The 26,221-nt window shown below is 72.1% G+C and carries 20 protein-coding genes; 12 read left to right on the plus strand and 8 right to left on the minus strand.

Features of this window, described 5'->3' with window-relative positions; genetic code table 11:
- Positions 1-181 precede the first annotated feature (181 nt).
- Positions 182-2,380, minus strand: coding sequence for a potassium-transporting ATPase subunit KdpB (gene kdpB, locus ACZ3TI_RS12340; RefSeq protein WP_465726139.1), 2,199 nt, complete (start codon positions 2,378-2,380; stop codon positions 182-184).
- 289 nt (positions 2,381-2,669) lie between these two features.
- Here kdpB and ACZ3TI_RS12345 point away from each other — a divergent pair, with 289 nt between their 5' ends.
- Both ACZ3TI_RS12345 and lysA read left to right on the plus strand, forming a co-directional pair.
- On the plus strand, positions 2,670-2,834 hold the full coding sequence (locus ACZ3TI_RS12345) for a hypothetical protein (protein ID WP_465726140.1): 165 nt from the start codon (positions 2,670-2,672) through the stop codon (positions 2,832-2,834).
- Positions 2,835-2,850: 16 nt separating this feature from the next.
- The gene (gene lysA / locus ACZ3TI_RS12350) at positions 2,851-4,224 is read left to right on the plus strand and encodes a diaminopimelate decarboxylase (RefSeq protein WP_465726141.1); all 1,374 of its coding nucleotides are present in this window, start codon (positions 2,851-2,853) and stop codon (positions 4,222-4,224) included.
- A 70-nt stretch (positions 4,225-4,294) separates the two neighbouring features.
- On the opposite strand, the gene ACZ3TI_RS12355 is transcribed toward lysA, so the two are convergent.
- Entirely contained in the window at positions 4,295-5,083 is a 789-nt protein-coding gene (locus tag ACZ3TI_RS12355; RefSeq protein ID WP_465726142.1) for an SDR family oxidoreductase, read from the minus strand.
- An 85-nt stretch (positions 5,084-5,168) separates the two neighbouring features.
- A complete protein-coding gene (locus ACZ3TI_RS12360; RefSeq protein WP_465726143.1) occupies positions 5,169-5,744 on the minus strand; it encodes a TetR/AcrR family transcriptional regulator in 576 nt (191 codons plus the stop codon).
- 308 nt (positions 5,745-6,052) lie between these two features.
- On the opposite strand from ACZ3TI_RS12360, the gene ACZ3TI_RS12365 reads away from it, so the two are divergent.
- The 9 genes from ACZ3TI_RS12365 to ACZ3TI_RS12405 all read left to right on the plus strand — a co-directional run bounded on the left by ACZ3TI_RS12365 (position 6,053) and on the right by ACZ3TI_RS12405 (position 16,125).
- Positions 6,053-7,393, plus strand: coding sequence for an extracellular solute-binding protein (locus ACZ3TI_RS12365; protein WP_465726144.1), 1,341 nt, complete (start codon positions 6,053-6,055; stop codon positions 7,391-7,393).
- Positions 7,390-8,313, plus strand: a complete 924-nt coding sequence (locus ACZ3TI_RS12370; RefSeq protein ID WP_465726145.1) for a carbohydrate ABC transporter permease — start codon at positions 7,390-7,392, stop codon at positions 8,311-8,313. The genes ACZ3TI_RS12365 and ACZ3TI_RS12370 overlap by 4 nt, the downstream gene beginning before the upstream one ends.
- Complete coding sequence (locus tag ACZ3TI_RS12375; protein ID WP_465726146.1) at positions 8,310-9,137, plus strand: carbohydrate ABC transporter permease; 828 nt, start codon at positions 8,310-8,312, stop codon at positions 9,135-9,137. Before ACZ3TI_RS12370 ends, ACZ3TI_RS12375 begins: the two co-directional genes overlap by 4 nt.
- Entirely contained in the window at positions 9,134-10,855 is a 1,722-nt protein-coding gene (locus ACZ3TI_RS12380) for a glycoside hydrolase family 36 protein (RefSeq protein ID WP_465726147.1), read from the plus strand. Before ACZ3TI_RS12375 ends, ACZ3TI_RS12380 begins: the two co-directional genes overlap by 4 nt.
- A gap of 42 nt (positions 10,856-10,897) precedes the next feature.
- Positions 10,898-11,965: a LacI family DNA-binding transcriptional regulator gene (locus ACZ3TI_RS12385; RefSeq protein ID WP_465726148.1), complete on the plus strand. Its 1,068-nt coding sequence runs from the start codon at positions 10,898-10,900 to the stop codon at positions 11,963-11,965.
- A 94-nt stretch (positions 11,966-12,059) separates the two neighbouring features.
- The gene (galT, locus tag ACZ3TI_RS12390) at positions 12,060-13,166 is read left to right on the plus strand and encodes a galactose-1-phosphate uridylyltransferase (protein ID WP_465726149.1); all 1,107 of its coding nucleotides are present in this window, start codon (positions 12,060-12,062) and stop codon (positions 13,164-13,166) included.
- Complete coding sequence (gene galK, locus ACZ3TI_RS12395) at positions 13,163-14,290, plus strand: galactokinase (RefSeq protein WP_465726150.1); 1,128 nt, start codon at positions 13,163-13,165, stop codon at positions 14,288-14,290. Before galT ends, galK begins: the two co-directional genes overlap by 4 nt.
- Before the next feature lie 140 nt (positions 14,291-14,430).
- Complete coding sequence (locus tag ACZ3TI_RS12400; protein WP_465726151.1) at positions 14,431-15,216, plus strand: SDR family NAD(P)-dependent oxidoreductase; 786 nt, start codon at positions 14,431-14,433, stop codon at positions 15,214-15,216.
- Positions 15,217-15,288: 72 nt separating this feature from the next.
- Positions 15,289-16,125 carry a helix-turn-helix domain-containing protein gene (locus tag ACZ3TI_RS12405; protein WP_465726152.1) on the plus strand — a complete coding sequence of 279 codons (837 nt, stop codon included), beginning with the start codon at positions 15,289-15,291 and terminating at the stop codon, positions 16,123-16,125.
- Between the two features lie 15 nt (positions 16,126-16,140).
- Here ACZ3TI_RS12405 and ACZ3TI_RS12410 read toward each other — a convergent pair whose 3' ends face one another.
- The 5 genes from ACZ3TI_RS12410 to ACZ3TI_RS12430 all read right to left on the minus strand — a co-directional run bounded on the left by ACZ3TI_RS12410 (position 16,141) and on the right by ACZ3TI_RS12430 (position 22,673).
- The gene (locus ACZ3TI_RS12410) at positions 16,141-16,761 is read right to left on the minus strand and encodes an L-threonylcarbamoyladenylate synthase (protein WP_465726153.1); all 621 of its coding nucleotides are present in this window, start codon (positions 16,759-16,761) and stop codon (positions 16,141-16,143) included.
- Between the two features lie 103 nt (positions 16,762-16,864).
- Complete coding sequence (locus ACZ3TI_RS12415; RefSeq protein ID WP_465726154.1) at positions 16,865-18,136, minus strand: acyltransferase family protein; 1,272 nt, start codon at positions 18,134-18,136, stop codon at positions 16,865-16,867.
- Positions 18,137-18,138: 2 nt separating this feature from the next.
- Entirely contained in the window at positions 18,139-20,229 is a 2,091-nt protein-coding gene (locus ACZ3TI_RS12420; RefSeq protein WP_465726344.1) for a bifunctional polysaccharide deacetylase/glycosyltransferase family 2 protein, read from the minus strand.
- Between the two features lie 655 nt (positions 20,230-20,884).
- Entirely contained in the window at positions 20,885-21,823 is a 939-nt protein-coding gene (locus tag ACZ3TI_RS12425; RefSeq protein ID WP_465726155.1) for a hypothetical protein, read from the minus strand.
- Between the two features lie 16 nt (positions 21,824-21,839).
- Positions 21,840-22,673: a papain-like cysteine protease family protein gene (locus tag ACZ3TI_RS12430; RefSeq protein WP_465726156.1), complete on the minus strand. Its 834-nt coding sequence runs from the start codon at positions 22,671-22,673 to the stop codon at positions 21,840-21,842.
- 519 nt (positions 22,674-23,192) lie between these two features.
- Between ACZ3TI_RS12430 and ACZ3TI_RS12435 the strand changes: the two genes are divergently transcribed.
- Positions 23,193-26,213: an ATP-binding protein gene (locus tag ACZ3TI_RS12435; protein ID WP_465726157.1), complete on the plus strand. Its 3,021-nt coding sequence runs from the start codon at positions 23,193-23,195 to the stop codon at positions 26,211-26,213.
- Positions 26,214-26,221: the final 8 nt, after the last annotated feature.

A 26,221-nucleotide genomic window follows, 5' to 3' on the forward strand; every position in this document is an offset into this window, starting at 1 on the left:
CACGCTCTCCGGACTCGCGCCGGGGTTCTCCGGTTCGGTGCTCCCGGCTTCCGATGACTCCGATGGCTCGATGACTCCAGTGAACCCCGGAACCGCCCCCTCTGTACGGGCGCTGACACCTCCATGACGCCGCTCGTACGCATCTTGACGCCCTCCTGGCAGGCGCGCCCGGCTCCGGTTCTCAGCCCAGTCCCGGCACGAACCGGATGAGCAGGTCGATCGCCTTGATGCCGAGGAACGGCAGCACCAGCCCGCCCAGCCCGTAGACCCGCAGGTTGCGGCGGAGCAGGTCGGTCGCGGAGGCGGGCTGGTAGCGGACGCCGCGCAGGGCGAGCGGGATCAGCGCGACGATGATCAGCGCGTTGAAGATGATCGCGGAGGCGATCGCCGAGGTGGGGCTGTGCAGGCCCATGATGTTGAGGTGGTGCAGCCCGGGGTAGGCGTTCGCGAACATCGCGGGGATGATCGCGAAGAACTTGGCGACGTCGTTGGTGATCGAGAACGTGGTCAACGCGCCGCGGGTGATGAGGAGTTGTTTGCCGACCCGGATGATGTCGATCAGCTTGGTCGGGTTGGAGTCGAGGTCGACCATGTTGCCGGCTTCCTTGGCGGCCGGGGTGCCGGAGTTCATGGCGACGCCGACGTCGGCCTGGGCGAGGGCGGGGGCGTCGTTGGTGCCGTCGCCGGTCATGGCGACCATGTTCCCGGCGGCCTGCTCGCGCCGCAGGTGGGCGAGCTTGTCCTCCGGGGTGGCCTCGGCGAGGAAGTCGTCCACCCCGGCCTCCTCGGCGATGGCCTTGGCGGTCAGCGGGTTGTCGCCGGTGACCATGACCGTGCGGATGCCCATCCGGCGCAGTTCGGCGAAGCGCTCGGCGATGCCCTCCTTCACCACGTCCTTGAGCTCGACGACGCCGAGCGCGCGGGCGCCGTGTCGGTCGTGGACGGCGACCAGCAGGGGGGTGCCGCCGGCCTCGGCGATGCGGTCGACGAGCGGCTTGGCCTCGATCGGGAGCCGTCCGCCGGAGTCGACGACCCAGCGGGCGACGGCGTTCGCGGCGCCCTTGCGGATGAGGCATGTGGTGCCGTCGGGCCAGCGCAGGTCGACGCCGCTCATCCGGCTGTGCGCGGTGAACGGGACGGGCCGCTGCTCGCCGAGTTCGCCGGGGGAGCGCGGCGGCACCCAGTACTGACGGTTCGTCAGATCGACCAGTGAGCGTCCCTCCGGTGTGCCGTCGGCGACGGAGGCCAACTGAGCCGCCTCGGCGAGCTGTTCGGTGGTCGCGCCGGGCAGTGGGTGCAGGGCGACGGCGCGGCGGCTGCCGTGGGTGATGGTGCCGGTCTTGTCGAGCAGCAGCACGTCGACGTTCCCGGCGGCCTCCACCGCGCGACCGGACAGGGCGACCACGTTGCGCTGCACGAGGCGGTCCATCCCGGCGATGCCGATCGCGGAGAGCAGGGCGCCGATCGTGGTCGGGATCAGCGCGACCATCAACGCGACCAGCACGATGGTGGTCTGGGGCGCGTTGGCGTAGATCGCCATCGGCTGGAGGGAGACGACGGAGAGCAGGAAGACGATGGTCAGCGAGGCGAGCAGGATGGTGAGCGCGATCTCGTTCGGCGTCTTCTGCCGGTTGGCGCCCTCGACCAGGGCGATCATCCGGTCGACGAAGCTCTGCCCGGGCCGGGAGGTGACCCGGACGACGAGGTGGTCGGAGAGGACCTTCGTGCCGCCGGTGACGCCGGTGCGGTCGCCGCCGGACTCGCGGATGACGGGCGCGGACTCCCCGGTGATCGCCGACTCGTCCACGGTGGCGACGCCCTCGACCACCTCGCCGTCCTGCGGGATCACTTCACCGGCCGACACCAGCACGATGTCGTGCAGCAGCAACTGCTCGGCGGGGATGACCTCGTGGCGCAGGTCGCGGGTGCCGACCCGCCAGTGCAGCAGCCGCCGGGCGGTGGTGCCCGCCTGCGCGCGGCGCAGCGAGTCGGCCTGCGCCTTGCCGCGGCTTTCGGCGACGGCCTCGGCGAGGTTGGCGAACAGCACGGTCAGCCACAGCCAGAAGGAGATCACCCAGGCGAAGACCCCGGGGTGGATCACCGCGCTGATGGTGGTGAGCGCCGAGCCGGTCTCGACCACCAGCATCACCGGGTTGCGCATCATCATGCGCGGGTGCAGCTTGCGGACGGCGGCGGGCAGCGCCTCGGCGAGCTGCCGGCGGGTGATGAGCCGGCGGCGGCCGGTTCCCGGGCCGGTCGGGCGATGGCTCGTCGGTGGTTCGGGTGCGTGGGTGGGCGTCGGTTCCGGGCGGCGGAACCGGTTCCGCCGGTTGCGGGCGGTGCCGGTGTTGTCCGGGGTGGTGAGGGCCGAACGGCGCATCGTCTCGGGGGACCTTCCGGGCCGCCCGGTCGGATGGGGCGGCGGTTCGGGGAACGACGGGGAACGCCGGACAGCGAAGCACCGGATCTTCACACGGCATGCGCGCCTTGACGGCGGCTTGGCGTGCGGCGCCGCTTCCTTGACGGCTCCCTGACGCCGCGCTCGGAGGCCCGTCAGGGGAGCGTCAAGGTCGGTGGCGGGGGCGTAGGCCCTGCGTCAAGGACGGGTGCGGTCGGTGTGCGGAGGGTCTCCACTGGAGGTGCGACCGACCACCGAAGGGACTTCCGCCATGACCGACACCGCTCTTGCCGCCGAGCCGCCACTACGTCGGGTGGTGCGCCTGCCCGATCGTCCGGTCGACCCGCAACCGCCCGCCCGGGCCTCCGAGCCCGCGCCCGTGCACGACCGCAGCCGCCCCACCCACTGCCGCGTCGCGATGCAGTTCGAAGACTGATCCGAGGAGCATTCCCATGACCCGGCTCACCGCCCCACCCACCGCCGACGCCCCGGCCGCCGACGCCCCGACCGCCGACACCCTCGCCGACGCGCTCGGCGGCCCCTGGCCGGCCTCGGCCCGGCCGGGCCGGGGAGCCGACCTGCTGGTCGGCGGGGTCGGGCTGGCCGAGACCGCCGAGCGGTTCGGCACCCCGCTGTACGTGCTGGACGAGGGCGAGGTGCGGGCCCGCGCACAGGAGTACCGGCGGGCGCTGCCGCACGCCGAGGTGCTGTACGCGGCCAAGGCCTTCCTGTGCAGCGCGATGGCCGACTGGGTGGCCGACGAGGGCCTGGGCCTGGACGTGTGCTCCTCCGGCGAGCTGTGGCTGGCGGTCTCGGCGGGCTTCCCGGCGCGGCGGATCCTGCTGCACGGCAACGCCAAGTCCCCGGAGGAGCTGCGGCTGGCCCGTCGGCTGCGGGTGGGACGGATCGTCATCGACGGTCCGGCGGAGATCGCCCGGCTGGCCGCGCTGGTGGCCGCCGACACCCCGCAGAGGGTGCTGGTCCGGGTCGTGCCGGGGATCGCGGCCGGGCACCACAAGGCGGTGCGCACCGGCGTCGGCGGGCAGAAATTCGGCTTTCCGGTCGAGGGCGGCGACGCGGCCGACGCGATCGCCCGGGTGCTCGACCAGCCCGGTCTCGAACTCGGCGGTCTGCACTGTCACTTGGGATCGCAGATCACCGAGGTGGAGCCCTACCTGCAGGCGGTGGACGCGCTGGTGCGGCTGCTCGCCGAGGTGCGCGAGCGGCACGGCGTGGAGCTGCCCGAGTTGGACCTCGGCGGCGGCCACGGCATCCGCTACCTGCCCGGGGACGGGGAGTTGGACGTCGCCGAGTTCGCCGTCCGGGTGACCGACCGGCTGGCGGTGCGCTGCGCCGAGGCGGGGCTGGAGGTGCCGCGGCTGCTGGTGGAGCCCGGTCGCGCGATCGCCGGACCGGCCGCGGTGGCGGTCTACCGGGTGCTGTCGGTCAAGCACGGCGCGGACGGCCGCTGCTTCGTCGCGGTGGACGGCGGCATGAGCGACAACCCGCGCCCGGCGCTGTACGGATCGCCGTACGCGGTGCGGCTGGTGGGCCGCCGCTCGGAGGCGGGCGCGGCCCGGGTGGACGTGGTCGGCCGCCACTGCGAGGCCGGCGACGTGCTGGTGCGCGATGCCGTCCTGCCCGCCGACGTGCGGCCGGGGGACCTGCTGGCGGTCCCGGCGGCGGGGGCGTACCAGCTGTCGATGGCCTCGGGATACAACCTGGTCGGCCGTCCGGCGGTGGTGGCGGTGCGGGAGGGCCGGGCGCGGCTGCTGATCCGCCGCGAGACGGTGGAGGACTTCCGGCTGCGGGAGGTCGGCCGCTGAGGGAGCGGCGGCGGTCGCGTGAGAAGTCGGGCCGGCCGACTTCTCACGCAACGCGGCAACCGACGTCCGGTCAGGCGCTCTTGAGCGTGCCGCCGTCGATGACGTAGTCGGCACCGTGGACGTTGGCGGCGCGGTCGGACAGCAGGAAGGCGACCAGGTCCGCCACCTCCTCGGGTGCGGAGAGGCGGCCCGAGGCGATGCCGAACTCTCCGGGCAGGGCCGCGAGCAGATCGCCGTGGGCCACCCCGGAGGCGGCGGCCACCTTGCCGCCGAAGCCGGCCGGGTCGGTCCAGAGCGGACTGGCGGTGACGCCCGGAGTGACGGTGTTCACGCGGACACCGCGCGGCGCCAGCTCCTCGCTGAGCCGCTTCCCGAACTGGGTCAGCGCCGCCTTGGCCTCCCCGTAGCCGACCGGCGAGCCCTGCGGCATACGGGCGTTGATCGAGGAGATGTTCACGATCGCGCCCGCGCGTTCCAGGATGCTCGGCAGCGCCGCCTTGGTCGTCCACACCGCGCTGAACAGGTTGAGGTCGAACATCCGCTGCCACTGTTCGTCGTCGGTGTCCAGGAACCCGCCGAGGGAGAGCGAATCGGCGTCGCCCGCACCGACGTTGTTGACGAGGAAGTCGATCCCGCCGACCGCGGCGAGCGCCGTGTCGACGACCGACCGCGCCCCCTCGCGGGTGCTCAGGTCGACGGCCACCGTCGCGGCGGCCACCTCCGCCAGCTCGGGGGTGACGGTGCGGGCGGCACCCACCACCCGGACCCCCTCCGCAGCCAGGTTCCGGGCGATCGCGAGGCCGATGCCGCGACTCGCTCCGGTGACCAGAGCGGTCCTGCCGTTGATGCCGAGCTCCATGGTTCTCCCCATTCCTGGATGACGGGTTCTTGAACTGCAGGTCAAAAATCAGGGCGCACGAAGCGGCGCACCGCGGGGCGGCGCCTCAGAGGCCCGCCAGGGCCGTGTCGATGATCCGGTACAGCACCGGCCGGTCGAAGGTCTTGGCCATGACGCGCAGGCCGGCGAGGGCGGTCTGGAGGAACAGCGCCTGCTCCCCGGCGTCGAGCGTCCGGTCGATGTCGCCGTCCCGCTGCCCCTGCCGGAGGCGGGCGGTGAACAGCTCGATCATGCGCTCCTCCATGCGCAGCACCGCGCGGGTGGCCTCCTCGTCCCGCCCGCCGAGTTCTGAGACCGTGTTCTGGGCCAGGCACCCGCGACGGGCCGGACCGTCCAGGTCCATGTCGACGAGCAGCACGAAGTACGCGCGGATGCGCTCCTTGGCGGTGCCGGGCCGGGAGAGGAACTCCTCGGTCACCTCGGCCGCGGTCCGGTCGTAGAGGTCCAGCGCCCTGGAGAACAGCTCGCGCTTGGAACCGAAGGAGTGGTACAGGCTGCCCTTGGCGATGCCGGTCGCCTCGGCGAGGTCGGCAGGGGACGTACCGGCGTAGCCCTTGGTCCAGAACGTCTCCATCGCCCGCGCGACCACCGCGTCGGGTTCGAAGCTCTTCGGTCTGCCCATGGTCCCACCGTAGGGAGTATTTGACTCGCAGGTCAAATACTCGAGGAAGAAGCACGTGAACCGGCCTGTCGGCCGCCGGCGGGGTCCCGCCCGTGACGGTCCGCGGCTGAGGCCGCGGCCTGCCTCGGTGGATAACGGAACGGTTGCGGAGCCCGCGCTTCCCGTGCCCGGGTCTTGACGGCGTGGGGAGGGCGGACGTTTGCTGTGTCCCGCTCGTTGGAACCTGTTCGGTTCTGCTTTGTTTTGTGTGTTTGAACGTTCAAAACGTGCCCGCTCTCCTGAGGGGCCGCTCCACCGAGAGGAATGCAATGTCACACCTTTCCCGTCGCGCCCTGCTCCGCGCCTCCGGAGGCGGTCTGCTGGCCCTCGCCGCCGGGGGCGCCCTCGCGGCCTGCGGCTCCGGCTCGGGGAGCGCATCCGGCGGGGACGCCGACAGCGGCACGGTCACCGTCTGGTCCTGGGCCACCGCCGCCGAGGCGCTGCGCGGCGTCGTCCCGGCCTTCGAGAAGGACAACCCCGGGATCAAGGTCGACGTCCAGGACATCGGCGAACCCGCCATCTGGGACAAGATCACCGTCGGCATGGCGGCCGGAGGCCAAGGGCTCGGCGACGTCCTGCACATCGGCTGCGACTACCTGCCCGGCTACCTGGAGAAGTTCCCCGGCGGCCTCGCCAACCTCTCCGAGTTCGGCGCCGACGCCCACAGGGACAAGTTCGCCAAGGGCCTGTGGCCGGTCGTCACCGGCAAGGACGGCCACGCCTACGCGCTGCCCTGGGAGGTCAACCCGCTCGGCTTCTACTACCGGAAGGACTACTTCGACAAGGCGGGCATCGATCCCGAGTCCTTCGCCACCTGGGACGACGTGATAGCCGCCGCCGACCGCTTCAAGGCCGCCAACCCCGGCATCGCCCTGATCGGCCTCAACAAGGCCGCCAACCCCAGCCCCGACCTGGACTTCCTCCAGGGCCTGATGCAGCTCCAGGGAGCCTTCTACTTCGACCTCCAGGGGCGGATCACCGTCGGCGCGGAGCCGGCCGTGCGCGCCCTGACCATCGTCAAGCGGCTGGAGGACGCCGGGCTGATCGGCGACACCCCCGGCGCGCAGAGCTGGGTGCCCGTGATGAAGGCCGGCAAGCTCGCGGTGGCCGCGATGCCCGCCTGGGTCGCGCACTACCTGGAGAAGAAGTTCGCCGACCAGAGCGGCAACTGGCGCCTCACCAAGCCCCCTGCGGTCACCCCCGGCGGCAAGCGCACCGCGCTGGTCAACTCCACCCACCTGGCCGTCTCCGCCTCCAGCCCGCGCCGCCGGGCCGCCTGGAAGTTCGTCGAGTACGCGCTCACCCGCGCCGCCTCGGTCAACTCCATGTTCAACGCGGGCGGCGTCTTCCCGGCCCTGACCGAGGCCTACACCGACCCGCTGTACTCCGCGCCGAGCGCCTACTACGGCGGACAGCCGGTGCTCAAGACCTTCGCCGACCTCGCCACCGACGGCGGCGACCCCACCAACTACTCCGGCGACTACGCCCGCGCCCTCAAGCTCGTCAGCGACGCCCAGACCAAGGTCCTGCTCAAGGGGGCCGACCCGGCCGCCGTCCTCCAGGACGCCGCCAAGCAGCTCGCCCAGCAGACCGGACGCCCGATCGCATGACCGCCACCGCCCCGTCCGTCACGCTCGCGAAGGACGCCGCGCGGGCCCACCGCACCGCCCGCCGGCGCCGCACCGCGCTGCCGTACCTGCTGCTCGCCCCCGCCCTGCTCACCTTCGGGGTGTTCAAGGCCTACCCGGTGGTCGACTCGCTGCTGCTGTCCTTCACCACCGGCTCCGGCTCCGCCACCCGCAACGCCGGCCTCGCCAACTACCGCCGCCTGCTGGACGATCCGCTGTTCTGGACGGCGCTGCGCAACACCGCCGAGATCCTCGTGCTCCAGGTCCCGCTGATGCTGGGACTGGCCCTGCTGACGGCCGTCGGCATCAACTCCGCGCTGGTGCGCTGGCGCCCGGTGTGGCGGCTCGGCGTCTTCATGCCCTCGGTCACCGGCCTGGTCGCCACCGGCGTGATGTTCGCCTACCTGCTCAAAGCCGACGACGGCGCGGTGAACTGGCTGCTGGACGCCGTCGGCCTGCCCGCCGTCGACTGGCTGGGCCAGTCCTTCTGGGCCCGGATCGCCGTCGTCCTGGTGCTCACCTGGCACTACACCGGCTACAACGCGGTCATCTACCTCGCCGGGCTGCAGTCCATCCCACGGGAGTTGTACGAGGCGGCGATGGTGGACGGCGCCGGACCGATCCGCCGGTTCACCGCGATCACCGTCCCCGGCCTGCGCCCGGTGCTGCTCTTCACGGTCGTGCTCTCCACCATCGGCACGCTCCAACTCTTCGACGAGCCGTACGTGCTGACCGGCGGCGGGCCGGACAACGCCACCCTGACCGTCGCCATGTACCTGTACCAGAACGGCTTCCGGTTCTTCGACTTCGGCTACGCCTCCGCCATCGCCTACGCGCTGACCCTGCTCGTCTCGGTGCTCGGGGCGGTGCAGATGCGCCTGATGGGAGAACGCGACCGATGAACCTCAAGAAGCTGCGCGGCTGGCCGCTGACCTTCCTGCTCGCCGGCGTCACCGGGCTGTCGATCGGACCCTTCTACTGGCTGGTGGTGTCCTCCACCCGCAAGGACACCGAGGTCTTCGACTGGCCGCCGAAGCTGCTGCCCGGCGGGAGCCTCGGCGAGAACCTGGGCCACCTCCAGCAGAAGATCGGCCTGCTCCGGGTGCTCGGCAACTCCCTGCTGGTGGCGGGAGTCCAGACACTCGGTGCGCTCGTCGTCGCGCTGCTCGCGGGCTACGCCTTCGCCAAGTTCCGCTTCCGCGGCCGCACCCTGCTCTTCGGGCTGCTGCTCTCCACCCTCGTGGTGCCCGAACAGGTCATGCTGGTACCGCTGTTCAAGATGATGATGAACTTCGGACTGCTGGACACCTACCAGGCGCTCATCCTGCCCGGCCTCTGCGTGCCCTTCGCGATCTTCCTGATGCGGCAGTCGCTGAGCGGCCTGCCGGACGAACTGCTGGACGCCGCCCGGGTCGACGGCGCGGGCGAGCTGCGGGTGCTGTGGAGCGTCGTCGTGCCGGTGATGCGGCCGGTGCTGGCGGCGCTCGCGATCTTCCTCTTCCTGGGCTCCTGGAACCAGTTCGTCTGGCCGCTGATCGCCCTGCGCAGCCCCGAGATGCACACCCTGCCGGTCGCCCTGGCGACGCTGCACGGCAACAAGGCCAATACCGACTACGGCGCGATCCTCTCCGGCACCGCGCTCTCCACCCTGCCGATGATGGTCCTCTTCCTGGTCCTCCAGCGGCAGTTCATCTCCGGCCTGCTGGCCGGCGCCACGAAGGGATGACGACCGTGACCGACATCTGGGAGCCGCACGCCCCCGCTGCCGCCGGCGGTCTGCGCCCGCTCCACGCCCAGGGACTGGACCTGCGGGTGAGCGGCGCGGCCACCGCCCGGGAGCTCGCCGGCGGGGTGGTGGAAGTCAGCGCCGAGGGCTCGGGCGAGGTGCGGATCGAGTGGCGGGTGCCCTGCGTCGACGCCACCGCCCTCTGGACGCCCGAGCCGCGCGGCACCGGTTGGCTGCCCGCGGCCTGGAGCGCCCCGCGCCGTACCGGCCTGACGAACGGCGCGCCGATCGCCGCGCTGGTCGGTACCGGGGACGTCGCGCTCTGCGCCTTCGCCGCCGGGCGCCCGGACGTCCTGGTCGGGGCCGGAGTGGTCGAGGAGACCGGTGAGTTCCGCTTCTGGGCCCAGGCCGCGGACCGGCTCACGGTACGGATCGACACCTCGCGCCGGCACTACGCCCGCTGCCTCGCCGGCCTCGCCGCCTGGTGGGGAGCCGACCACGCCGCCGACATCCCTGAGGCCGCCCGCCGACCCGCCTACTCCACCTGGTACTCGATGCACCAGGACGTCTCGCCCAAGGGGGTCGAGACCCAGGCCGCGCTCGGCAGGGAGCTCGGCATGGACGTGATCATCGTGGACGACGGCTGGATGACCGCCGACCGCACCCGCGGCTACGCCCACTGCGGCGACTGGGAGCCGGTCTCACTGCCCGACACCGCCGCCCACGTGCGGCGCGTCCACGAGCTCGGCGTGCGCTACCTGCTCTGGTACGCACTGCCGTTCATCGGCAAGGACAGTGCCGCGTACCAGCGGATCGGCCACTACGCGCTCGCCGACGCCGCCCACCTGGGCGCGATCGTCGCCGACCCGCGCTACCCCGAGGTCCGCGCCTTCCTCACCGACCGGCTCGCCCGCGCCGTCGAGGAGTGGGGCATGGACGGCCTCAAGGTCGACTTCGTCGACTGGTTCGCCCGTGCCGACGCGCCGCACCCGTCCCCGGAGGCGGACTGCGCGAGCGTGGACGAGGGCGTGCGGCGGCTGCTCGCCGGGATCCGCCGCCGGATCACCGCCGCGAACCCGGAGGCGATGATCGAGCACCGCCAGCCGTACGTCAGCCCGGGCCTGTGGCCGTACGCCACCATGGTCCGCGCCACCGACTGTCCCCTCAGCCCGCAGGAGAACCGGCAGCGGACCATCGACGTGCGGCTCGCCGCCGGGCCCGTCCCGGTCCACGCCGACATGCTGATGTGGCACCCGGCCGAGCCTCCGGAGCAGATCGCCTGCCACCTGATCAACGTGCTGTTCTCCGTCCCGCAGATCTCCGTCGACCTCACCGCGCAGAGCGACGCCCAGCGTGAGGCGATCGCCTTCTGGCTCGGCGTCTTCCGGGAGCACACCGCGACCCTGCAACTCGGCGAACTGCTGCCCGCCCGGCCGGACCTCGGCTACCCGATGGTCACCGCGCGCGGAGCCGACACCCTCGTGGTGGCCCGCTACGCCGCGCTGCCGGTGGACGCCTCCGGCGACGGCTGGCGCACCCTGCTGGTGGCCAACGCCGACGCCGACCCGGAGGTCCGGCTCACCGGTGGCAGCGGAACGGCGGCGATGACCGTACAGGACGCCCGGGGGCGTATCGTCCGGCAGGGCGAGGTCGAGTTGGACCGGGCGGCGGCGATCCCCGTGCCGCGCGGTGGACTGCTGACCCTGCGCCGCGACTGACCAGGCGAGAAGCCGCAGCCGACCAGGTGGCAAGGAGACCGGATGTCCGAGGGACCGCACCGACCGCGCCGCGGCGCCAGCACGATCGAGGAGGTCGCCCGCGCGGCCGGGGTCTCGCGGCAGACCGTCTCCAACGCGCTCAACGCCCCGCACCGGGTGCGGCCCGAGACCCTGGCACGGGTGACCACCGCGATCCGCGAACTCGGCTACCAGCCCGACCAGTCGGCCCGCTCGCTGCGCAGCGGCGCCCGGCGCACCCTCGGCTACCTCGCCCCGGTGGACGACCCGCTCGACCCCAACCCGCTGATGGCCGGCTTCCTGGAGGCCCTGGTCGACGCGGCCGGGGCCGAGGGGCAGCGGGTGCTGCTGTTCCGGCCCGCCCCGCCGGCGGGGGACCCGGCGGCCGCGATCGACGAACTGGTCGCGGCCCGGCAGGTGGACGGGCTGGTGCTGGCGGACGTCCTGGCCCGGGACACCCGGATCGCGCACGTCGCCCGGCTCGGTGTCCCGTTCGTCAGCTTCGGCCGCACCGGCCCGGGGGAGCCGCAGCACTGGGTGGACATCGCGAACGACGCGGCGATGGCGGAGGTGGTGCGGCACCTCGCGGCGCTGGGCCACCGCCGGATCGGCTACCTCGGCGCCGCCGAGGAGCTGCCCTGGATGGCGGCGCGGCGGGCGGGCTTCCTCGCCGAGGCCCGCCGGCTGGGGCTGTCCGCGGTGACGACGACCGGCACGGGGGTGGCCGACACGGGGGTGTCCGGCACGGGGACGACCTCGGGCACGGCGGTGGCCGCCGTCCGGGCGCTGCTGACCGGGCCCGACCGACCGACCGCCTTCGCGGCGGGCAGCGACCTGCTGGCGCTGGACGTGTACGAGGCGGTCCGGGCGGAAGGGCTGGTGGTCGGTCCCGGTGGGGTGGCCGTCACCGGCTTCCACGACACCCCGCTCTGCCGGCACCTGTACCCGGCGCTGACCTCCGTCCGGCTGCCGCTGCGGGCGATCGCCGCCGCGCTGGTCGGGCGGCTGCTGGGCCAGGTGCGCGGGGAGGCGGCGCCGACGGTGGGGGAGGAGCTGCCGACGGAGCTGGTGGTGCGGGGGAGCAGCGGATGAGCACCCGCGAGTGTCCGCACATGGCGATGATGGATAATGTTTGAGATTGTAGCTTTCTGTTGATTCCACTGGCGTCACTCGGAGGAAGAAGGCCATGCCCGGGACGACCCTGGACCAGCCCACCGTCAGGACCGTGACCACCCTCGCGGACGGTCGGCAGCTGATCTACTACGACCGCGGCGCTGCCGCCCCCCGCAACGCCGTCGACGCACGGCCGCTCGACCCGCAGGCCCCCGGCTCCGGGGTCCGGCTCGACCCCGTCACCGGCGACTGGGTCACCGTCGCCGCCCACCGCCAGGCCCGCACCTACCAGCCGCCGGCCGAGGAGTGCCCGCTCTGCCCGTCCCGGGACGGGCGCCTCAGCGAGATCCCGGCCGAGGACTACCAGGTCGCCGTCTTCGAGAACCGCTTCCCCTCGCTCGCCGGCCCGCCCGCGGAGCCCGTCCGGGAGGCCGACGGCCTGTGGACCGGCGGCCCCGGCGCCGGCCGTTGCGAGGTGGTCTGCTTCACCGCCGACCACGACGCCTCCTTCGCCGACCTCACCCCCGAGCGGGCCCGGCTGGTCCTGGACGCCTGGACCGACCGCACCGCCGAACTCTCCGCCCTGCCGGGCGTCGAGCAGGTCTACTGCTTCGAGAACCGCGGCGCCGAGATCGGCGTCACCCTCGCCCACCCGCACGGCCAGATCTACGCCTTCCCTTTCACCACCCCGCGCACCGCCCGGACCGCCGCCCGCGCCGCCGAACACCGCGCCGCTACCGGCCGCAACCTCTTCGAGGACCTCCTCGCCGCCGAACGCGCCCACGGCGACCGGGTGGTGCTCGCCGGCGAGCACTGGACGGCCTTCGTCCCGTACGCCGCCCGCTGGCCGTACGAGGTGCACCTGTACCCGCACCGCCGGGTGCCCGACCTGACGGCCCTGGACGAACCGCAGCGCGCCGAATTCCCGCTCCTCTACCTGGAGTTGCTGCGCCGCTTCGACCGCCTCTTCGGCGCCGGCCGCACCCCGTACATCTCCGCCTGGCACCAGGCGCCCGCCGGGGAGCGGCGCGAACTCGCCCTGCACCTGGAGCTGTTCACCATCCGGCGCACCGCCGACAAGCTCAAGTACCTGGCCGGCGTGGAATCCGGCATGGACGCCTTCGTCAACGACGTCACCCCCGAGGACGCGGCCCGCCGGCTGCGGGAGGTCGCCCCGTGACAAGCTTCGCGGAACTGTACGGCCGCCCCGTCGAGGGGGAGTGGGCCGCCCCCGGCCGGGTGAACCTGATCGGCGAACACACCGACTACAACCTCGGGTTCGTGCTGCCGATCGCCCTCCCGCAGACCGTCCGCGCCCAGGCGGCGCGCCGCGACGACGGACTGCTGCGGCTCTGGTCCGCCCAGGGCCGCGAGCTCGTGGAGCTCCGGCTCGCCGACCTCGTCCCGGGCGCGGTGCCCGGCTGGGCGGGCTACCCCGCCGGTGTGGTCTGGGCGCTGCGCGAGGCCGGGCACCGGGTCGGCGGCGCGGACATCCGGCTGGACAGCGACGTCCCCGGAGGCGCCGGGCTCTCCTCCTCGGCGGCCCTGGAGTGCGCCGTCGCCGTCGCGTACGACGATCTGTACGGGCTGGGCCTCTCCGCGCCCGAACTCGCCCGGCTCGCACAGCGGGCCGAGAACGCCTTCGTCGGCGTGCCGTGCGGGATCATGGACCAGATGGCCTCGATGTGCTGCCGCCCGGGCGCAGCCCTGTTCCTGGACACCCGGGACCTGACGGTACGTCAGGTCCCGGTCGACCTCGCCGGCGCGGGTCTCGCCCTGCTGGTGCTGGACACCCGGGTGAAGCACGACCTCGGGGACGGTGCGTACGCCGCCCTGCGGGCCGGCTGCGAACGGGCCGCGGAGCTGCTCGGACTGCCCGCGCTGCGCTCGCTGCAGCCCTCGGGGCTTCCCGACGCTGTCGCGCAACTCCCCACGGAGCTGCGGCCGTTGGTGCGGCACGTGGTCACCGAGAACGCGCGGGTGGAGGACGCCGTCGCGCACCTGGACGCCGGCCGCCTCGCCGCGCTCGGCCCGATCCTCACCGCCGGGCACGCCTCGCTGCGCGACGACTACCGGGTCTCCTGCCCGGAGACCGACCTCGCCGTCGAGGCCGCGGTGGCCGCCGGCGCCCACGGCGCGCGGATGACCGGCGGCGGCTTCGGCGGCTCGGTCATCGCCCTGGTGGACGCGGCCGAGACCGAGCGCATCGCCGCCGAGGTCACCGCCGCCTTCCGCACCGCCGGGTACGCCGAGCCGCGCACCCTCACCGCCGTCCCGGCCGAGGGGGCGCGCCGGATCCGCTGATCAGGCCCGACGGGTCTCCGGGCGCGCTCCGGGGCGCAACCACGCGGTGACCGCCGGGACCCCCCGCAAGGGTGGTTCCGGCGGACCCAGGGTGGAAGCGGGCCTGGTACCGCCCGGGGCGCGCCGGGAGGGTGGTGCGCATGACCACGAACCACACCTCCCCCTCCTCCGACTCCACCGTCCTGGTCACCGGCGGCACCAGCGGGATGGGCCTCGCCACCGCCCGTCGGCTCCTCGCCGCTGGCTCCCGGGTCGTCATCACCGGCCGCGACGACGCCCGCCTCGACCGCGCCGCCCGGCAGCTAGGCGCGGACGGCGACCGGCTGCTCGCCGTCCGCGCCGACGCAGCCGTCCCGGCGGACCTCGCCCGCCTCGCCGACACCGTCCGCGAGCGGTACGGCCGGCTCGACGGTGTCTTCGCCAACGCGGGCGTGGCGGGCTTCCAGCCGGTGGAGGAGTTCACCGAGACCGAGTTCGACCGGATCGTGGGCACCAACCTCAAGGGCGTCTTCTTCACCGTCCGGTACGCCCTGCCCCTGCTGGAGGCGGCCGGCGGCGGGTCGGTCGTGCTCAACGCCTCCTGGACCGCGCACCGCGGCCTTCCCGGCGCGGCCGTCTACGCCGCCACCAAGGCCGGCGTCCTCAGCCTCGCCCGTACCCTCGGCAGCGAGCTGGCGGGGCGCGGGATCCGGGTCAACTCGGTCAGCCCCGGCTACATCGTCACCGAGATGTTCCACCAGGCCGTCCCGGACCCGGCCGACCACGAGCCGATCCGCGCCCACGTCCCGCTGGGCCGGCTCGGGACGGCGGAGGACGTCGCCGAGACGGTGGCCTTCCTGCTCTCCGAGCGCTCCTCGTACATCACCGCGCAGGACTTCGTGATCGACGGCGGCCTCGTCCCCGCCTTCCCCGGCGTGACGGGCTGAACCCGGCCTCCCCGGTGCCTGGTCCTGCCAGGACCAGGCACCGGGGTGCCCGTTCGGGTGAGAATCCCTTCCGTGAACCAGAGCAGCGCCCTGAGCGAATTCCTCCGCACCCGCCGCGCCCGGCTGAGGCCCGAGGACGTCGACCTCCCCGACTACGGCGGCCGCCGCCGCGTTGCCGGACTGCGCCGCGAGGAACTCGCCCACCTGGCGGGCGTCAGCGTCGACTACTACACCCGCCTCGAACAGGGCCGCGTCGGCAACCCGTCCCAGACCGTCCTCGACGCCGTCGCCCGTGCCCTGCGCCTCGCCCCCGCGGAGTCCGGCCACCTCCACCGCCTCGCCCGCCCCGCCGCCCGCCCGCGCCCGACCGTCGCCCGCCAGCAGCCCCGCCCCTCGCTGCTGCGCCTGCTGGAGCAACTCGACCACACCCCGGCGGTGGTGATGGGCCACCGGATGGACATCCTGGCCTGGAACCGGGCCGCCGCCGCCCTGTTCGGCGACTTCGGCGCCCTGCCGGTCGAGGAGCGCAACATCGCCCGCATCACCTACCTGGACCCGGCCTCCCGCGAGCTCTACGGCGACTGGGCGGAGTGCGCGCGGGAGAACGCCGCCTTCCTCCACCTGGAGGCCGGGCGCCGCCCCGACGACCCGCTGCTCGCCGAGCTGGTCGGCCAACTATGCCTCCGAAGCGAGGAGTTCCACCGCTTCTGGGCCGAACACCCGGTCGCCGACAAGACCTCGGGCCGCAAGCTCTTCCACCACCCGATCGCTGGCACCCTGGATCTCGCCTACGACACCCTCCGCCCGGCCGACGACCCGGGCCAGGCCCTGGTCACCTACACCGCCGACCCGGGCACGCCGTCGGACGACGCGCTGCGCCTGCTGCTGTCCTGGGCAGCCTCGCGCTGAAACCCGTCGACCTGCTCACTCGAAGCGGGCCGGGTCTCCGGCCCCTCGTCGGATGATCTCCGGTGCGCCGCCGGAGAAGTCGACGACCGTCGTCGGCTCCGTACCGCAGTCGCCCGAATCCACCACGGCGTCCAGTACGTGGTCGAGGCGTTCCTTGATCTCCCACCCCTGGGTCATCGGCTCGTCCTCCCCGGGCAGGACCAGGGTGCTGGAGAGCAGGGGCTCACCGAGCTCGGCGAGCAGGGCCCTGGTGACGGTGTGGTCGGGGATGCGGACGCCCACCGTCTTCTTCTTCGGGTGCATCAGGCGGCGCGGCACCTCCTTGGTGGCGGGGAGGATGAAGGTGTAGCTGCCCGGCGTCGCCGCCTTGACGGCCCGGAAGACGTTGTTGTCGAGTTGGACGAACTGCCCCAGCTGCGCGAAGTCCTCGCACATCAGCGTGAAGTGGTGGCGCTCGTCGAGTCGCCTGATCGACCGGATCCGCTCGAGGCCGTCGCGGTTGTCCAACCGGCAGCCCAGGGCGAAACAGGAGTCGGTGGGGTACGCGATGAGGGCCCCGTCGCGGAGGCCGGCGGCCACGGTGCCGATGGTGCGCGGCTGGGGGGACTCTGGGTGCACGTCGAAGTACTTCGCCATTGGCCGACCCTACGGGATCCCGGCGGGCGATGGGCGCAGCCGGGGCATCCCGCGTGCTGGTGGGTCGTCGGGGCGCGGCGTACGGTCGGTCGGTATGGGCTTGTCAGCGCCGGCGCCCCCGGACCTTCAGCGGGACGGCGGCGAGCCGCCGCTTGCCGCGTGGGCGGCGGGGCCAGGGGAAGAGGCGTAGGGGGCGTTTGGCGGCGACGTCCTCGATCCAGCCGAAGACGAGGACCTGGAGGCCGATGAGTGGGATCGCTGTCATCAGTGGCAACCAGGGGCTGGTGAGAAGCCACTGGGCGTGTTGGTAGAGGACGTCGACGGACCAGAGGGTGTCGGTGAGTGGGATGGCGAGGATGAGGGCGGTGGTGTGCCAGAGGTAGATGCTGACGGCGCGCGCGTTGAGTAGTCCGACCAGGCCGTTCCAGCGCTGGAGTGGTTTCGGCCATTGGTTCCAGGACGGGCTGAGGTGGAGGAGCAGGGCGACGTAGCCGAAGGACCACAGGGCCTGGGCGATGGGCACGCTGTCCATGTCGGTGGGGGTGTAGGGATCGACCGGACGGGTGAGCAGCCAGTACAGGCCGGTGGCCATGATGAGCGGTGCGGCGGAGGGTATGAGGTACGGCGCCAGCTGTTTGAGCATGCCTTCCTGGTGGGCCATGCCGAGAAGCCAGCAGGAGCCGAAGGTGGCGAAGTCGCCGGCCGTCTCCCAGATTCGGCCTTCGGTGGTGAACAGGCCCGAGTTGATGGTCAGGCACAGTGCCAGCGGGGTGAGCAACGTGGCCCATGGGCGGCGGCGCAGTGCGTGCAGCATCAGCGGGGAGAGCAGGACGTACCAGAGGTAGGCGCGTAGGTACCACAGGGGTACGGTGGCCTGTTCGGCCCAGCTGGTCTGCAGGATGTGGAATCCGGGCAGCGGGGACGAGGGGTAGGGCGGGGTGCCGAGCGGGAGGATCCAGAAGGACAGCTCGGCCCACCACCGGCCGGGGCGGCCTTCGGAGTTCGGCCCCCAGCCGTCGACGAGCATGGCGGTGAGCGTGATCGCGCCGAACAGCCACATGGGCGGAAGCAGACGCCGCAACCGGCCGAGGATGACGCCGGCTGCCGGGCGGGCGAGGGAGCGGGCCATGAGCGAGCCCGCCAGGGCGAACATCACGCCCATGGAGGGGAAGACGGTCGGCAGCCAGGACCAGCTGAAGTTGTGGTAGGCCACGACGCGGATCAGTGCCAGGGCACGCAGCAGGTCGAGGTAGCGGTCGCGGCCGCCGCCGTCGTGCTTCAACGGTTGCGAGGACGGCTCTGCGGACGGTGGCTGTGGAGGTGGGGGCGGCGGCATGCGGAGTCGGAGGGTGTCCTGGATGAGGGAACGGTCCATGGTCAGGCCTCCACGGGGGTGGCGACCTCGCCGGTCCGTCGCAGTTTCTGCCAGCGCAGTCGGCCGCCGGTGATCGCGGTGATCGAGGACTGCAGCAGGACGGTGTACATCAGTTGCCGGTAGGCCACCTGTTGGACCGGCAGGGTGATCAGGTGCCAGGGCTTCTCGCCGTCCAGCCGGAAGGCGTACCAGGCGAGTGCGCCCTGGACGAGGAGGAATCCGGCCCAGGCGGAGATGGTCAGCGGGGCGTCCACGAAGAACACGCCGTAGAGGAAGAAGACGTCGATGAGGGGGGCCAGCAGCGGGCAGATGACGCCGAACAGTGCCACCGTGGGCAGTGCGAGCCGTCCGAAGCGGCCGGCCGGGCCGCGGGCGGTGAGCGAGCGGCGGTGTTTCCACATCGCCTGCATGGTGCCGTAACTCCAGCGGTAGCGTTGGGACCAGAGCTGCTGAACGCTGGCGGGTGCCTCGGTCCAGGCCCGGGCCCGCTCGGCGTAGACGATCCGCCAGCCATCGCACAGCAGGGCCATGGTGACGTCGGTGTCCTCGGCGAGCGTGTCGTCGCTCATTCCGCCGACCCGCCGCAGTGCGTCCCGGCGGAAGGCGCCGATCGCTCCGGGGATGGTCGGCATGATGTTGAGCATGTCGTACATGCGGCGGTCGAGGTTGAAGCCGAGGACGTACTCGATGTGCTGCCAGGCACCGATGAGCGTCTGCCGGTTGCCGACCTTGGCGTTGCCGGCCACCGCGCCGACGGTCGGATCGCTGAAGGGCTGGACCAGTTCCCGGACGGTGGAGGGTTCGAAGACGGTGTCGCCGTCCATCATCACGATGATGTCGTGCGAGGCGGCGGCGATCCCGGCGTTGAGGGCGGTGGACTTGCCGCCGTTGACCTTGCGGATCAGTCGGACGAACGGCAGGTCCATCTCCTCGACGATGTCGGCCGTGCCGTCGGTGGAGCCGTCGTCGACGACGATGACCTCGATCGGATGGTCGCTGGCGGCGAGCGAGTTGAGGGTGTGGGCGATGCACTCTCGTTCGTTGTAGGCCGGGACCAGGACGGTGACCCGTTCGGTGACGGCCGCTCCCCAGGCGAAGTCCGGGCGCCGGGCGCGCCGGGCGTGGCGCGTGGCGAGCACGAGCATCAGGGCGAATCGGCCGAAGTTCAGGAAGCCGACGAAGGCCAGCAGGCCGACCAGCACGGGTAGCAGGAGGACGGCGAACTTGGTGGTCCAGATGAAGGCTTTACCCGCCCACAGGGGGAAGCCGTGCACCGGCACCGTGGCGGGGGACGCTCCCAGTGCCTCGGAGATGGTGGCGAAGTGGTAGCCCTGGTCCTGGAGGCTGTCGATGATCCTTCCGAGCGCGATGACGGTCTGTGAGCGGTCGCCACCGGCGTCGTGCAGCAGGATCAGCTCGCCCGCTCCCGGCTTGCTCGGCATGGCGGCCTTCACGATCTTGTCAGTGCCCGGGAGTTGCCAGTCGTCGGTGTCGGAGTCGATGAACGCGGTGAGGTAGCCGTGCTCGCCGACGTACTTGACCACGGGGTAGGAGGCGTCGTCCAGCGTGTCCGCTGTCGAGGAGTACGGCGGGCGGAACAGCGAACTGTGCACGCCCGCGACCCCGGCCAGTGCCAGCTGTGTCTGGGCCAGCTCCCAGGCGATCCGGGTTCGGGACTTGAGCGCCAGGTCGGGGTGGGTGAAGGTGTGGATGCCGATCTCGTGGCCGCCCGCGACGATCCTGCGGATCAGGTCGGGATTGCGTGAGGTCATGGAGCCGGTGACGAAGAAGCTGGCGTGGATGTGGCGCGCGGCCAGCAGGTCCAGGATCTTCGGTGTCCACTCCGGGGACGGGCCGTCGTCGAAACTCAGCACGGCGGTGTGGTCCGGCACCCGGTAGCTCACCGGACTGGCGTTGTTCACCCCCCGGGCGTCGACGATCGGGCCGCCGGTCAGGACGCTCCGCGGGACGGTGGTCTTGTCGATGGACGGCGCGACCTGGTTGTCGTGGAACACCTCGTTCGTGGCGAGGCCGCGCAGCACCAGCAGCGCGAGTAAGCAGATCAGCAGGCACAGGGGCATGAAGAAGCGCAGCGGCGGTGCCGCCAGCCGGCGCTGCCGCCGCAGCGGCTGCCGACGGCGTTGGTGACGGGACAAGGATGCTCCTGGAGCTGGTTCTGCACGAGGCCGGGCGTGGGCGGACGCCGTGAAAGCCTGCAGCGTGGGTGACGTGACGGGAGCGCTCAGGGGCGCTGGCCGAGGGTTACTTACGGATGCGGTGTCGGCGCGGTCGTACCAGGTGCCGGCGAAGGGGCAGGGGCCCCGGGCGCAGGCGTGGACGCCGGCGGGGTGGTGTGCTGGGGCGGGATGTCGAGGGCCGGCGCGTCGGACTGCATACCGATCAGGCTGGTGATCATCGCGGCCGCCAGCATCGAGCCGATCGCACTGACCGGCCAGCCGATGCCTCGCAGCAGGCGGCCCCGGAAGCCGGACCGGGAGACGAACACCGGTGCTGGAGCGGACTCCGGAGCGAGTGACCCGGGTCTTCCAGGAGGAGCGACCGGATGCGTCGACCCGGACTGGACGGAGGATATGGCGGGGCGCACTCATGCGGCCTTTCTGTGCGGGCGGCCGGATCAAGCGGTGCGGCTTCGGGTGGGCGGTCGCCGGCGGACGCACAGCAACGGCAGTGTGGGGCCCGGCGCCGGCCGGTGACTCCGGGGGACCGGCGCCGGGGGCTCGGGATGTGTCAGCGCGTCGTGGCGGTTCGTCGGCGACGCCGGTATGCCATGGTGGCGCCGACCGCGGCGAGGACCGCGGCGCCGGTGAGTGCGGCCGGCGTCCAGTCAGGTTCGGTCGACGGCGCCGCGGTCGCGCCGGCGGTCTGCTGCGGCCGGCCGTCCGCAAGGCCGGCGAAGCCGCCGGCCAGGCCCTTGCGGTCGTATTCCGAGCCCGGCAGTTTGTCGCCGTAGCGGGTGGCGACGAGCTTCTGGTAGGCGGCGAGGGGGATGCTGTGCTGTCCGCCGAGACCGCTGTCGGCTTCCTCGTTGAGCGGCTCGACCATGCCGTCGGTGGTGATCCGGTACCAGGCGTGGATCTGCGGCTCGGTGAAGGTGCGGGACTGTGGGGTGCCGCGTTCGGCCAGACCGAGGTCGGTGTCGCCGTCGCGGATGCCGGCCAGCTGCCAGCCCTCGGCACCGACGTTCTGCCCGCTGCCGCCCGAGGCCACGGAGGTGCTGTTGCCTTGGGGCGTGAGCAGCACGGCAGCCTGGTGGCCGTCGGAGGTGGTCACCCGGGAGGCCAGATAAGTGAGCCGTAGTGCGGTCTGGGGGGTCGCCTGCGCCTTGCCCGCGACGAAGTCAGGGCTGAGCTCGAACATCGGCACCGGGTCCTTGAGGTCGAACCGGGGCGGGGCGGCGGCCGCCGTGGGCGGGTTCCCGGGGGCGCCGACTCCGCCACCATCCGCCCCGGCGGCGGAGTCGGTCCGCGCGGCCGAGACCAGGAACCTGGAGACGGCGTCGTGGACCTGGTTGCTCTGGAGGACCTGCTGGGCGGACTGGTAGCCCGCGATGCCGTCACCGTCGGCGGCCCGTGCCAGGACGGTCCCGCATTGGGTGGCGCCGAGTGTGGCCGCGGCGAGGACTACGGTCTGGGCGATCAAGCGCGTGGTGCGTCGTACGGTCTGCATGGGTCGGGTCGTCTCCTCAGCCGTGGATGCCGATGCGGGAATGGGTCCACTGGAACGAGTTGTTGTTCACGTAGGTGTCGAAGTTCCACCACGTGTAGGTCTGAGTGGTTGGCCACGGGTCGCCGACGGCGATCATGTTGCTGCCGCTGTCGTAGCCGTATATGACGTTCATGTGGCCGCCGCCGCTGCGCCAGCCGATCCGGACGCCGAACGGGCGGGCGGCAGCGATCTCGGCGGCGGATTCGGCGGACGAGGCGTTGCGGGACAGGCTGCGCCCGCTGTTGCTCAGCCCCACCCGGGCCAGGCCGTTGGCCATGTCCTCCAGGGTCGCGGGCTGGTTGTTGCAGTCCAACCACCTGCCCTGGGCGGCGAGCTGGCAGAACTGCTCCTGGCTGACGCCGGTGTGGCCCCAGTAGTTGGCGATGGTCAGGCCGGAGGCGTCCCAGCACCATTGGGTCTTGACCTGCTTCTGCATGGTGAGCTTGAGCGTCTTGCCGGTCGCCGACGTGTCCGTGGGGGTGGGGGTGGGGGTGGGGGTGGTTGAGCCGCAGACCGGCAGGGTGTCGGTGTTCTCCTTGATGAAGGCGGCGGCGATGTAGTACGAGCCGGACTGGATCCACCGGGTGTTGTTCTCAACGGCATCACCGGTGGTCCGGCAGGACATTCCGACCCTGTCGCCGACCCGCGAGGAGCCGTTGATCCGGGCTGACAGGGACGGCTGGGCACGGTGGTTGATGTTGGTGAACCGGCCGTTGCCGGCGGTTACGGTGCCGTTGACCAGGTCGGCCTGGGCGAAGACGCCGAGGCCGACGATCAGACCACCGGAGAGTGCGGTGGTGGTCGCGGTCATCAGGGCTTTCCTACGGCGGGACATGCGACGTCGATGCATTTGCGCTTTCTCCTTGATCGGAGGAATCGGGAATGTGCTCGTTCGGCCGCACCGTGACCCGAGGGGTACGGGTCATGGCGGCTCGACGCCCGAGGGGCGGAGAGGACTGACATCGTGAGTTCCGGGAATCCTGCCAGAGGAGTTGGCGTGTTCTGAATGCCCTTGTTCTACGCGCGAAGATGTCACCTCTTCAACCAACACCCAGGCTCACCTGACGATGCATCAACTCAGCCGCAGGGTAGAGCAGTTGGTGGCCGCGGCGAGATGGTGGTCTAGTCCGCGAAATCACTCGATCGTGCGCGACTATATGGAAACGTTGTGATCGAAATCCATTGCTAGACAGTGTGTCAGGTTCTGAAGCAGCGCAGAGTGCACGAAAGATGACGCTCCATCACGGACGGATAAATGTGGCGCTTCCCTGGATTTGTGAAGAGTTCGAGGTGGCGGAACCGCCGGCCCATTCCCGGACGTCCTCGTCGGATGGGCATTCGTCGTCGACTGCGACCGGCCGCCGGATGTTGTCGTTGTCGATGTCGAGGTCGGCAGAGATTTGACTTCCCGACCCTGAATGTGAACCCTGGTCCGGCAGTGCACACCGGGCGGTTCCCCGCCGTGACGCCGGCACCGTTCGTCTCAGCCTTCGGGGGAATCGCTTTGGTAAATGTCCAGACCTTTCTCGTTGACCGGGAAAGGGAAATGGCAGACCTGCAGGACCTGCTCTCGGCGCTGCGCGCCGGTCACTCGTCGACGGCCGTCGTCGACGGCCGGCCGGGAACCGGCAAGACGGCCCTCCTCGCCACCCTCGACCAGGCGGCTCGCTCCCGGGGGATGGTCGTCCTCAGAGCGCGCTGCAGCACCATCGAGCGGGACTTCCCCTACGGTGTCGTCCGCCAGTTGCTCGCCCCGCTGCTCACTACATCGGACCCGCACGGGCGGCCGGAACCGGCCGGGCAGGTGGACGCGGTGCTCGCCGGGCTGCCGTACCGCGCGGCCGACGCCGGGCCGCCGGCCACAGCGTTCGACACGCTGGAGGCACTCTGCACGCCGATCGTGCACCTGGCCGGGAACCGGCCAGTGGTGCTCGCTGTGGACGACATCCAGTGGGCCGACGAGCACTCGACACAGTGGCTGGCCTTCCTGGCCCGCCGGCTGGAGGAGACCCCCGTTCTGTTGGCAGTGGGATCGCGCGGTTCCTCGCCGGAGTCCGGTCCCGACCTGATCGACGAGCTGATGCTGCATCCGGCCTGTCGAGTCCTCCAGCCCGGCCCGCTCACCGTCGGCGGCGTCGCACGCTTGCTCGGCCAAGCCCTGGGGGCCTGCCCCGACGAGCAGTTCAACGAGGCCTGCCATGCCATGGGCGGGGGCAACCCTGCCGTGCTGACGCAGCTGATCCGCGAACTGGCGAGAGCCGGCGTCACACCCGTCGCAGCCGAGTCGGCACAGCTCCTCGCCATCGGCGCGCGAGTGCTGCCGATGGCGGTGCGCAGCTCGCTGCGCCGGCACTCACCAGACCTCCTGCGCGTGGCGGGTCTGCTGGGCGCACTCGGAGCCGACACTGAGACAGCAGTCCTCCAAGCAGCCGCAGGAGCTGCGCTTCCGTCAGTCGACCACACCATGACCGTGCTGGAGGGAACCGGGCTGCTCCTGGCCGGGCCGCCGCGCCGGTTCTCCCACCGACTGGTCGAGGAGGCGCTCGCAGGCATCCTCTCCACCACCAACCGGGCGGTCGCCCACGCCGAGGCCGCCCGCACACTGTTCGAGGCCCGGGCCTGCGCCGAGCGGATCGCCACCCACATCGTCGCGGGCGGCAACACCGGGGAACCGTGGCGGGTCGAGGCGCTGCGCCGTGGCGCCCGCCTCGTCTCGGAGCGCGGCGATGTGGCCACGGCCAGCCGCTTCCTGCGGCATGCGCTCGGTGAGACCGCCTCGTCCGAAGTGCGGCAGCAACTGCTCGTCGAGCTGGGCAGCGCCGAGGCCTCCACCGACCTGGCCGCCTGCGTGCGGCATCTCGGCAAAGCCGAGGAGTTCATCCGGGATCCGGCCGCACGCGCGGGATTCGTCCCGCTCCTCGCCCAGGCCCTCCTGCAGTTGGGGCAGTCGCGACGTGCCGTGGAACTGCTCGACCGTGCCGCCGCCGAGATCTCCGACGCCGATCCGCTGCTGCTGCCGATCCTCGGAATGCGTGCGCTCATCGCCGACGAGGACCGGCCCGGCACCTGGGAAGCCCTTCTCGACCGCAGGCCCTGCCGGGAGGCCACGGGCGGGACACCGGAGGAGCGCGGGCTGCTCGCGGCGCTCGCGGTGCGCTCCTCCATCGTCCTGGACGGCGCCGACCGCGCCGCCCGCCTCGCCGAGAAGGCGCTTCGGGGCTTCGACCCCGCAACGGACCAACTTCTGACCGCCGTCCACGCAGCCGGGACCTTGCTGCACGCCGACCGCGTGGACGCGGCCCGACGCTGGTCCGACGGGTTCGACGCGCGTGGCCTCGACGGCCGGCTGCCCGTGCTGCGGGCCGTGCTGGCGGCCACGCGTGCCAGGATCCTGCACCGGGCGGGCGAGCTCGCCCAAGCCCGGCACTACGCGGACGACGCCCTCCGCCTCACCGACGAGCCGCACCCGTACCTGCCCTACGTCGTCGCCTGCGCCGTCCAGATCCTGCTGGAGAGCGGGGACGTCGGGACCGCAGAGCTGATCAGCCGGCCGCTCATCGACGCGCCGGAACCGGAGAACTGGCTGTGGCCGTACTTCCTGGAGGCCCGCGCACGTCTGCTGGTCGCACAGGGGCGGCCGCAGGCGGCCCTGCGAGACCTGGAGGAGTGCGGCCGCCTCCAGCAGTCCCGATGGGGTGACAACCCTGGCCGCATCGCGTGGCGATCCCGGGCGGCGCTCATCGAGCACCGGCTGAAGCGGCCGGACGCGGCCCAGGAACGTGCGGCGCGGGAACTTCACCAGGCCCGTACCTGGGGTGCTCCGGTCACGACGGCCAGAGCGCTGCGGGTGTCCGCGTTGGTCGGTCCCCGACCCGCGGCACAGACTCAGCTGGAGGAATCGGTGGCCCTCCTGGAGGCTGCCGGCGACCCGCTTGAACTGGCCCGTTCGCTCACCGCACTCGGCAGCCTGCTGTCCGACGCCGGCCGGGCGGAGTCCGGACGGGAACAGCTGCGCCGCGCCCTTGGTCTCGCCCAGGCCGCCTCCGCCGTCGGGGTGGCACGGCAGGCGCACGAGGCGTTGCTGGCCTCGGGTGCCCGCCCGCGCAGGGTTTCCCAGGTCGGGCCGGACTCGCTGACGCCAAGCCAACGCAGGGTTGCGACGCTGGCCGCCGAAGGGCTGAGCAATGAGGACATCGCGGCCGAGCTGTTCATCACCCGGCGCACCGTGGAGTTCCATCTGACGCACGCCTACCGGAAGTTGCAGGTCGACGGGCGGACCGGCCTGACCGCACTGCGCGGGGAAGGGCGCGGGCCCCGGCCGGGATCGCTCCCGTCGGGCGAGGCCGGCTGAGCCGGCCT

Source organism: Kitasatospora sp. NPDC023120 (assembly GCF_055560835.1).

What these genes read in the sequence shown, in the direction of transcription:
- kdpB (WP_465726139.1), bottom strand. Translation starts at nt 2,380, where the DNA reads ATGCGCCGTTCGGCCCTCACCACCCCGGACAACACCGGCACCGCCCGC.
- ACZ3TI_RS12345 (WP_465726140.1), top strand. Translation starts at nt 2,670, where the DNA reads ATGACCGACACCGCTCTTGCCGCCGAGCCGCCACTACGTCGGGTGGTG.
- lysA (WP_465726141.1), top strand. Translation starts at nt 2,851, where the DNA reads ATGACCCGGCTCACCGCCCCACCCACCGCCGACGCCCCGGCCGCCGAC.
- ACZ3TI_RS12355 (WP_465726142.1), bottom strand. Translation starts at nt 5,083, where the DNA reads ATGGAGCTCGGCATCAACGGCAGGACCGCTCTGGTCACCGGAGCGAGT.
- ACZ3TI_RS12360 (WP_465726143.1), bottom strand. Translation starts at nt 5,744, where the DNA reads ATGGGCAGACCGAAGAGCTTCGAACCCGACGCGGTGGTCGCGCGGGCG.
- ACZ3TI_RS12365 (WP_465726144.1), top strand. Translation starts at nt 6,053, where the DNA reads ATGTCACACCTTTCCCGTCGCGCCCTGCTCCGCGCCTCCGGAGGCGGT.
- ACZ3TI_RS12370 (WP_465726145.1), top strand. Translation starts at nt 7,390, where the DNA reads ATGACCGCCACCGCCCCGTCCGTCACGCTCGCGAAGGACGCCGCGCGG.
- ACZ3TI_RS12375 (WP_465726146.1), top strand. Translation starts at nt 8,310, where the DNA reads ATGAACCTCAAGAAGCTGCGCGGCTGGCCGCTGACCTTCCTGCTCGCC.
- ACZ3TI_RS12380 (WP_465726147.1), top strand. Translation starts at nt 9,134, where the DNA reads ATGACGACCGTGACCGACATCTGGGAGCCGCACGCCCCCGCTGCCGCC.
- ACZ3TI_RS12385 (WP_465726148.1), top strand. Translation starts at nt 10,898, where the DNA reads ATGTCCGAGGGACCGCACCGACCGCGCCGCGGCGCCAGCACGATCGAG.
- galT (WP_465726149.1), top strand. Translation starts at nt 12,060, where the DNA reads ATGCCCGGGACGACCCTGGACCAGCCCACCGTCAGGACCGTGACCACC.
- ACZ3TI_RS12400 (WP_465726151.1), top strand. Translation starts at nt 14,431, where the DNA reads ATGACCACGAACCACACCTCCCCCTCCTCCGACTCCACCGTCCTGGTC.
- ACZ3TI_RS12410 (WP_465726153.1), bottom strand. Translation starts at nt 16,761, where the DNA reads ATGGCGAAGTACTTCGACGTGCACCCAGAGTCCCCCCAGCCGCGCACC.
- ACZ3TI_RS12415 (WP_465726154.1), bottom strand. Translation starts at nt 18,136, where the DNA reads ATGGACCGTTCCCTCATCCAGGACACCCTCCGACTCCGCATGCCGCCG.
- ACZ3TI_RS12425 (WP_465726155.1), bottom strand. Translation starts at nt 21,823, where the DNA reads ATGCAGACCGTACGACGCACCACGCGCTTGATCGCCCAGACCGTAGTC.
- ACZ3TI_RS12430 (WP_465726156.1), bottom strand. Translation starts at nt 22,673, where the DNA reads ATGACCGCGACCACCACCGCACTCTCCGGTGGTCTGATCGTCGGCCTC.
- ACZ3TI_RS12435 (WP_465726157.1), top strand. Translation starts at nt 23,193, where the DNA reads ATGGGCATTCGTCGTCGACTGCGACCGGCCGCCGGATGTTGTCGTTGT.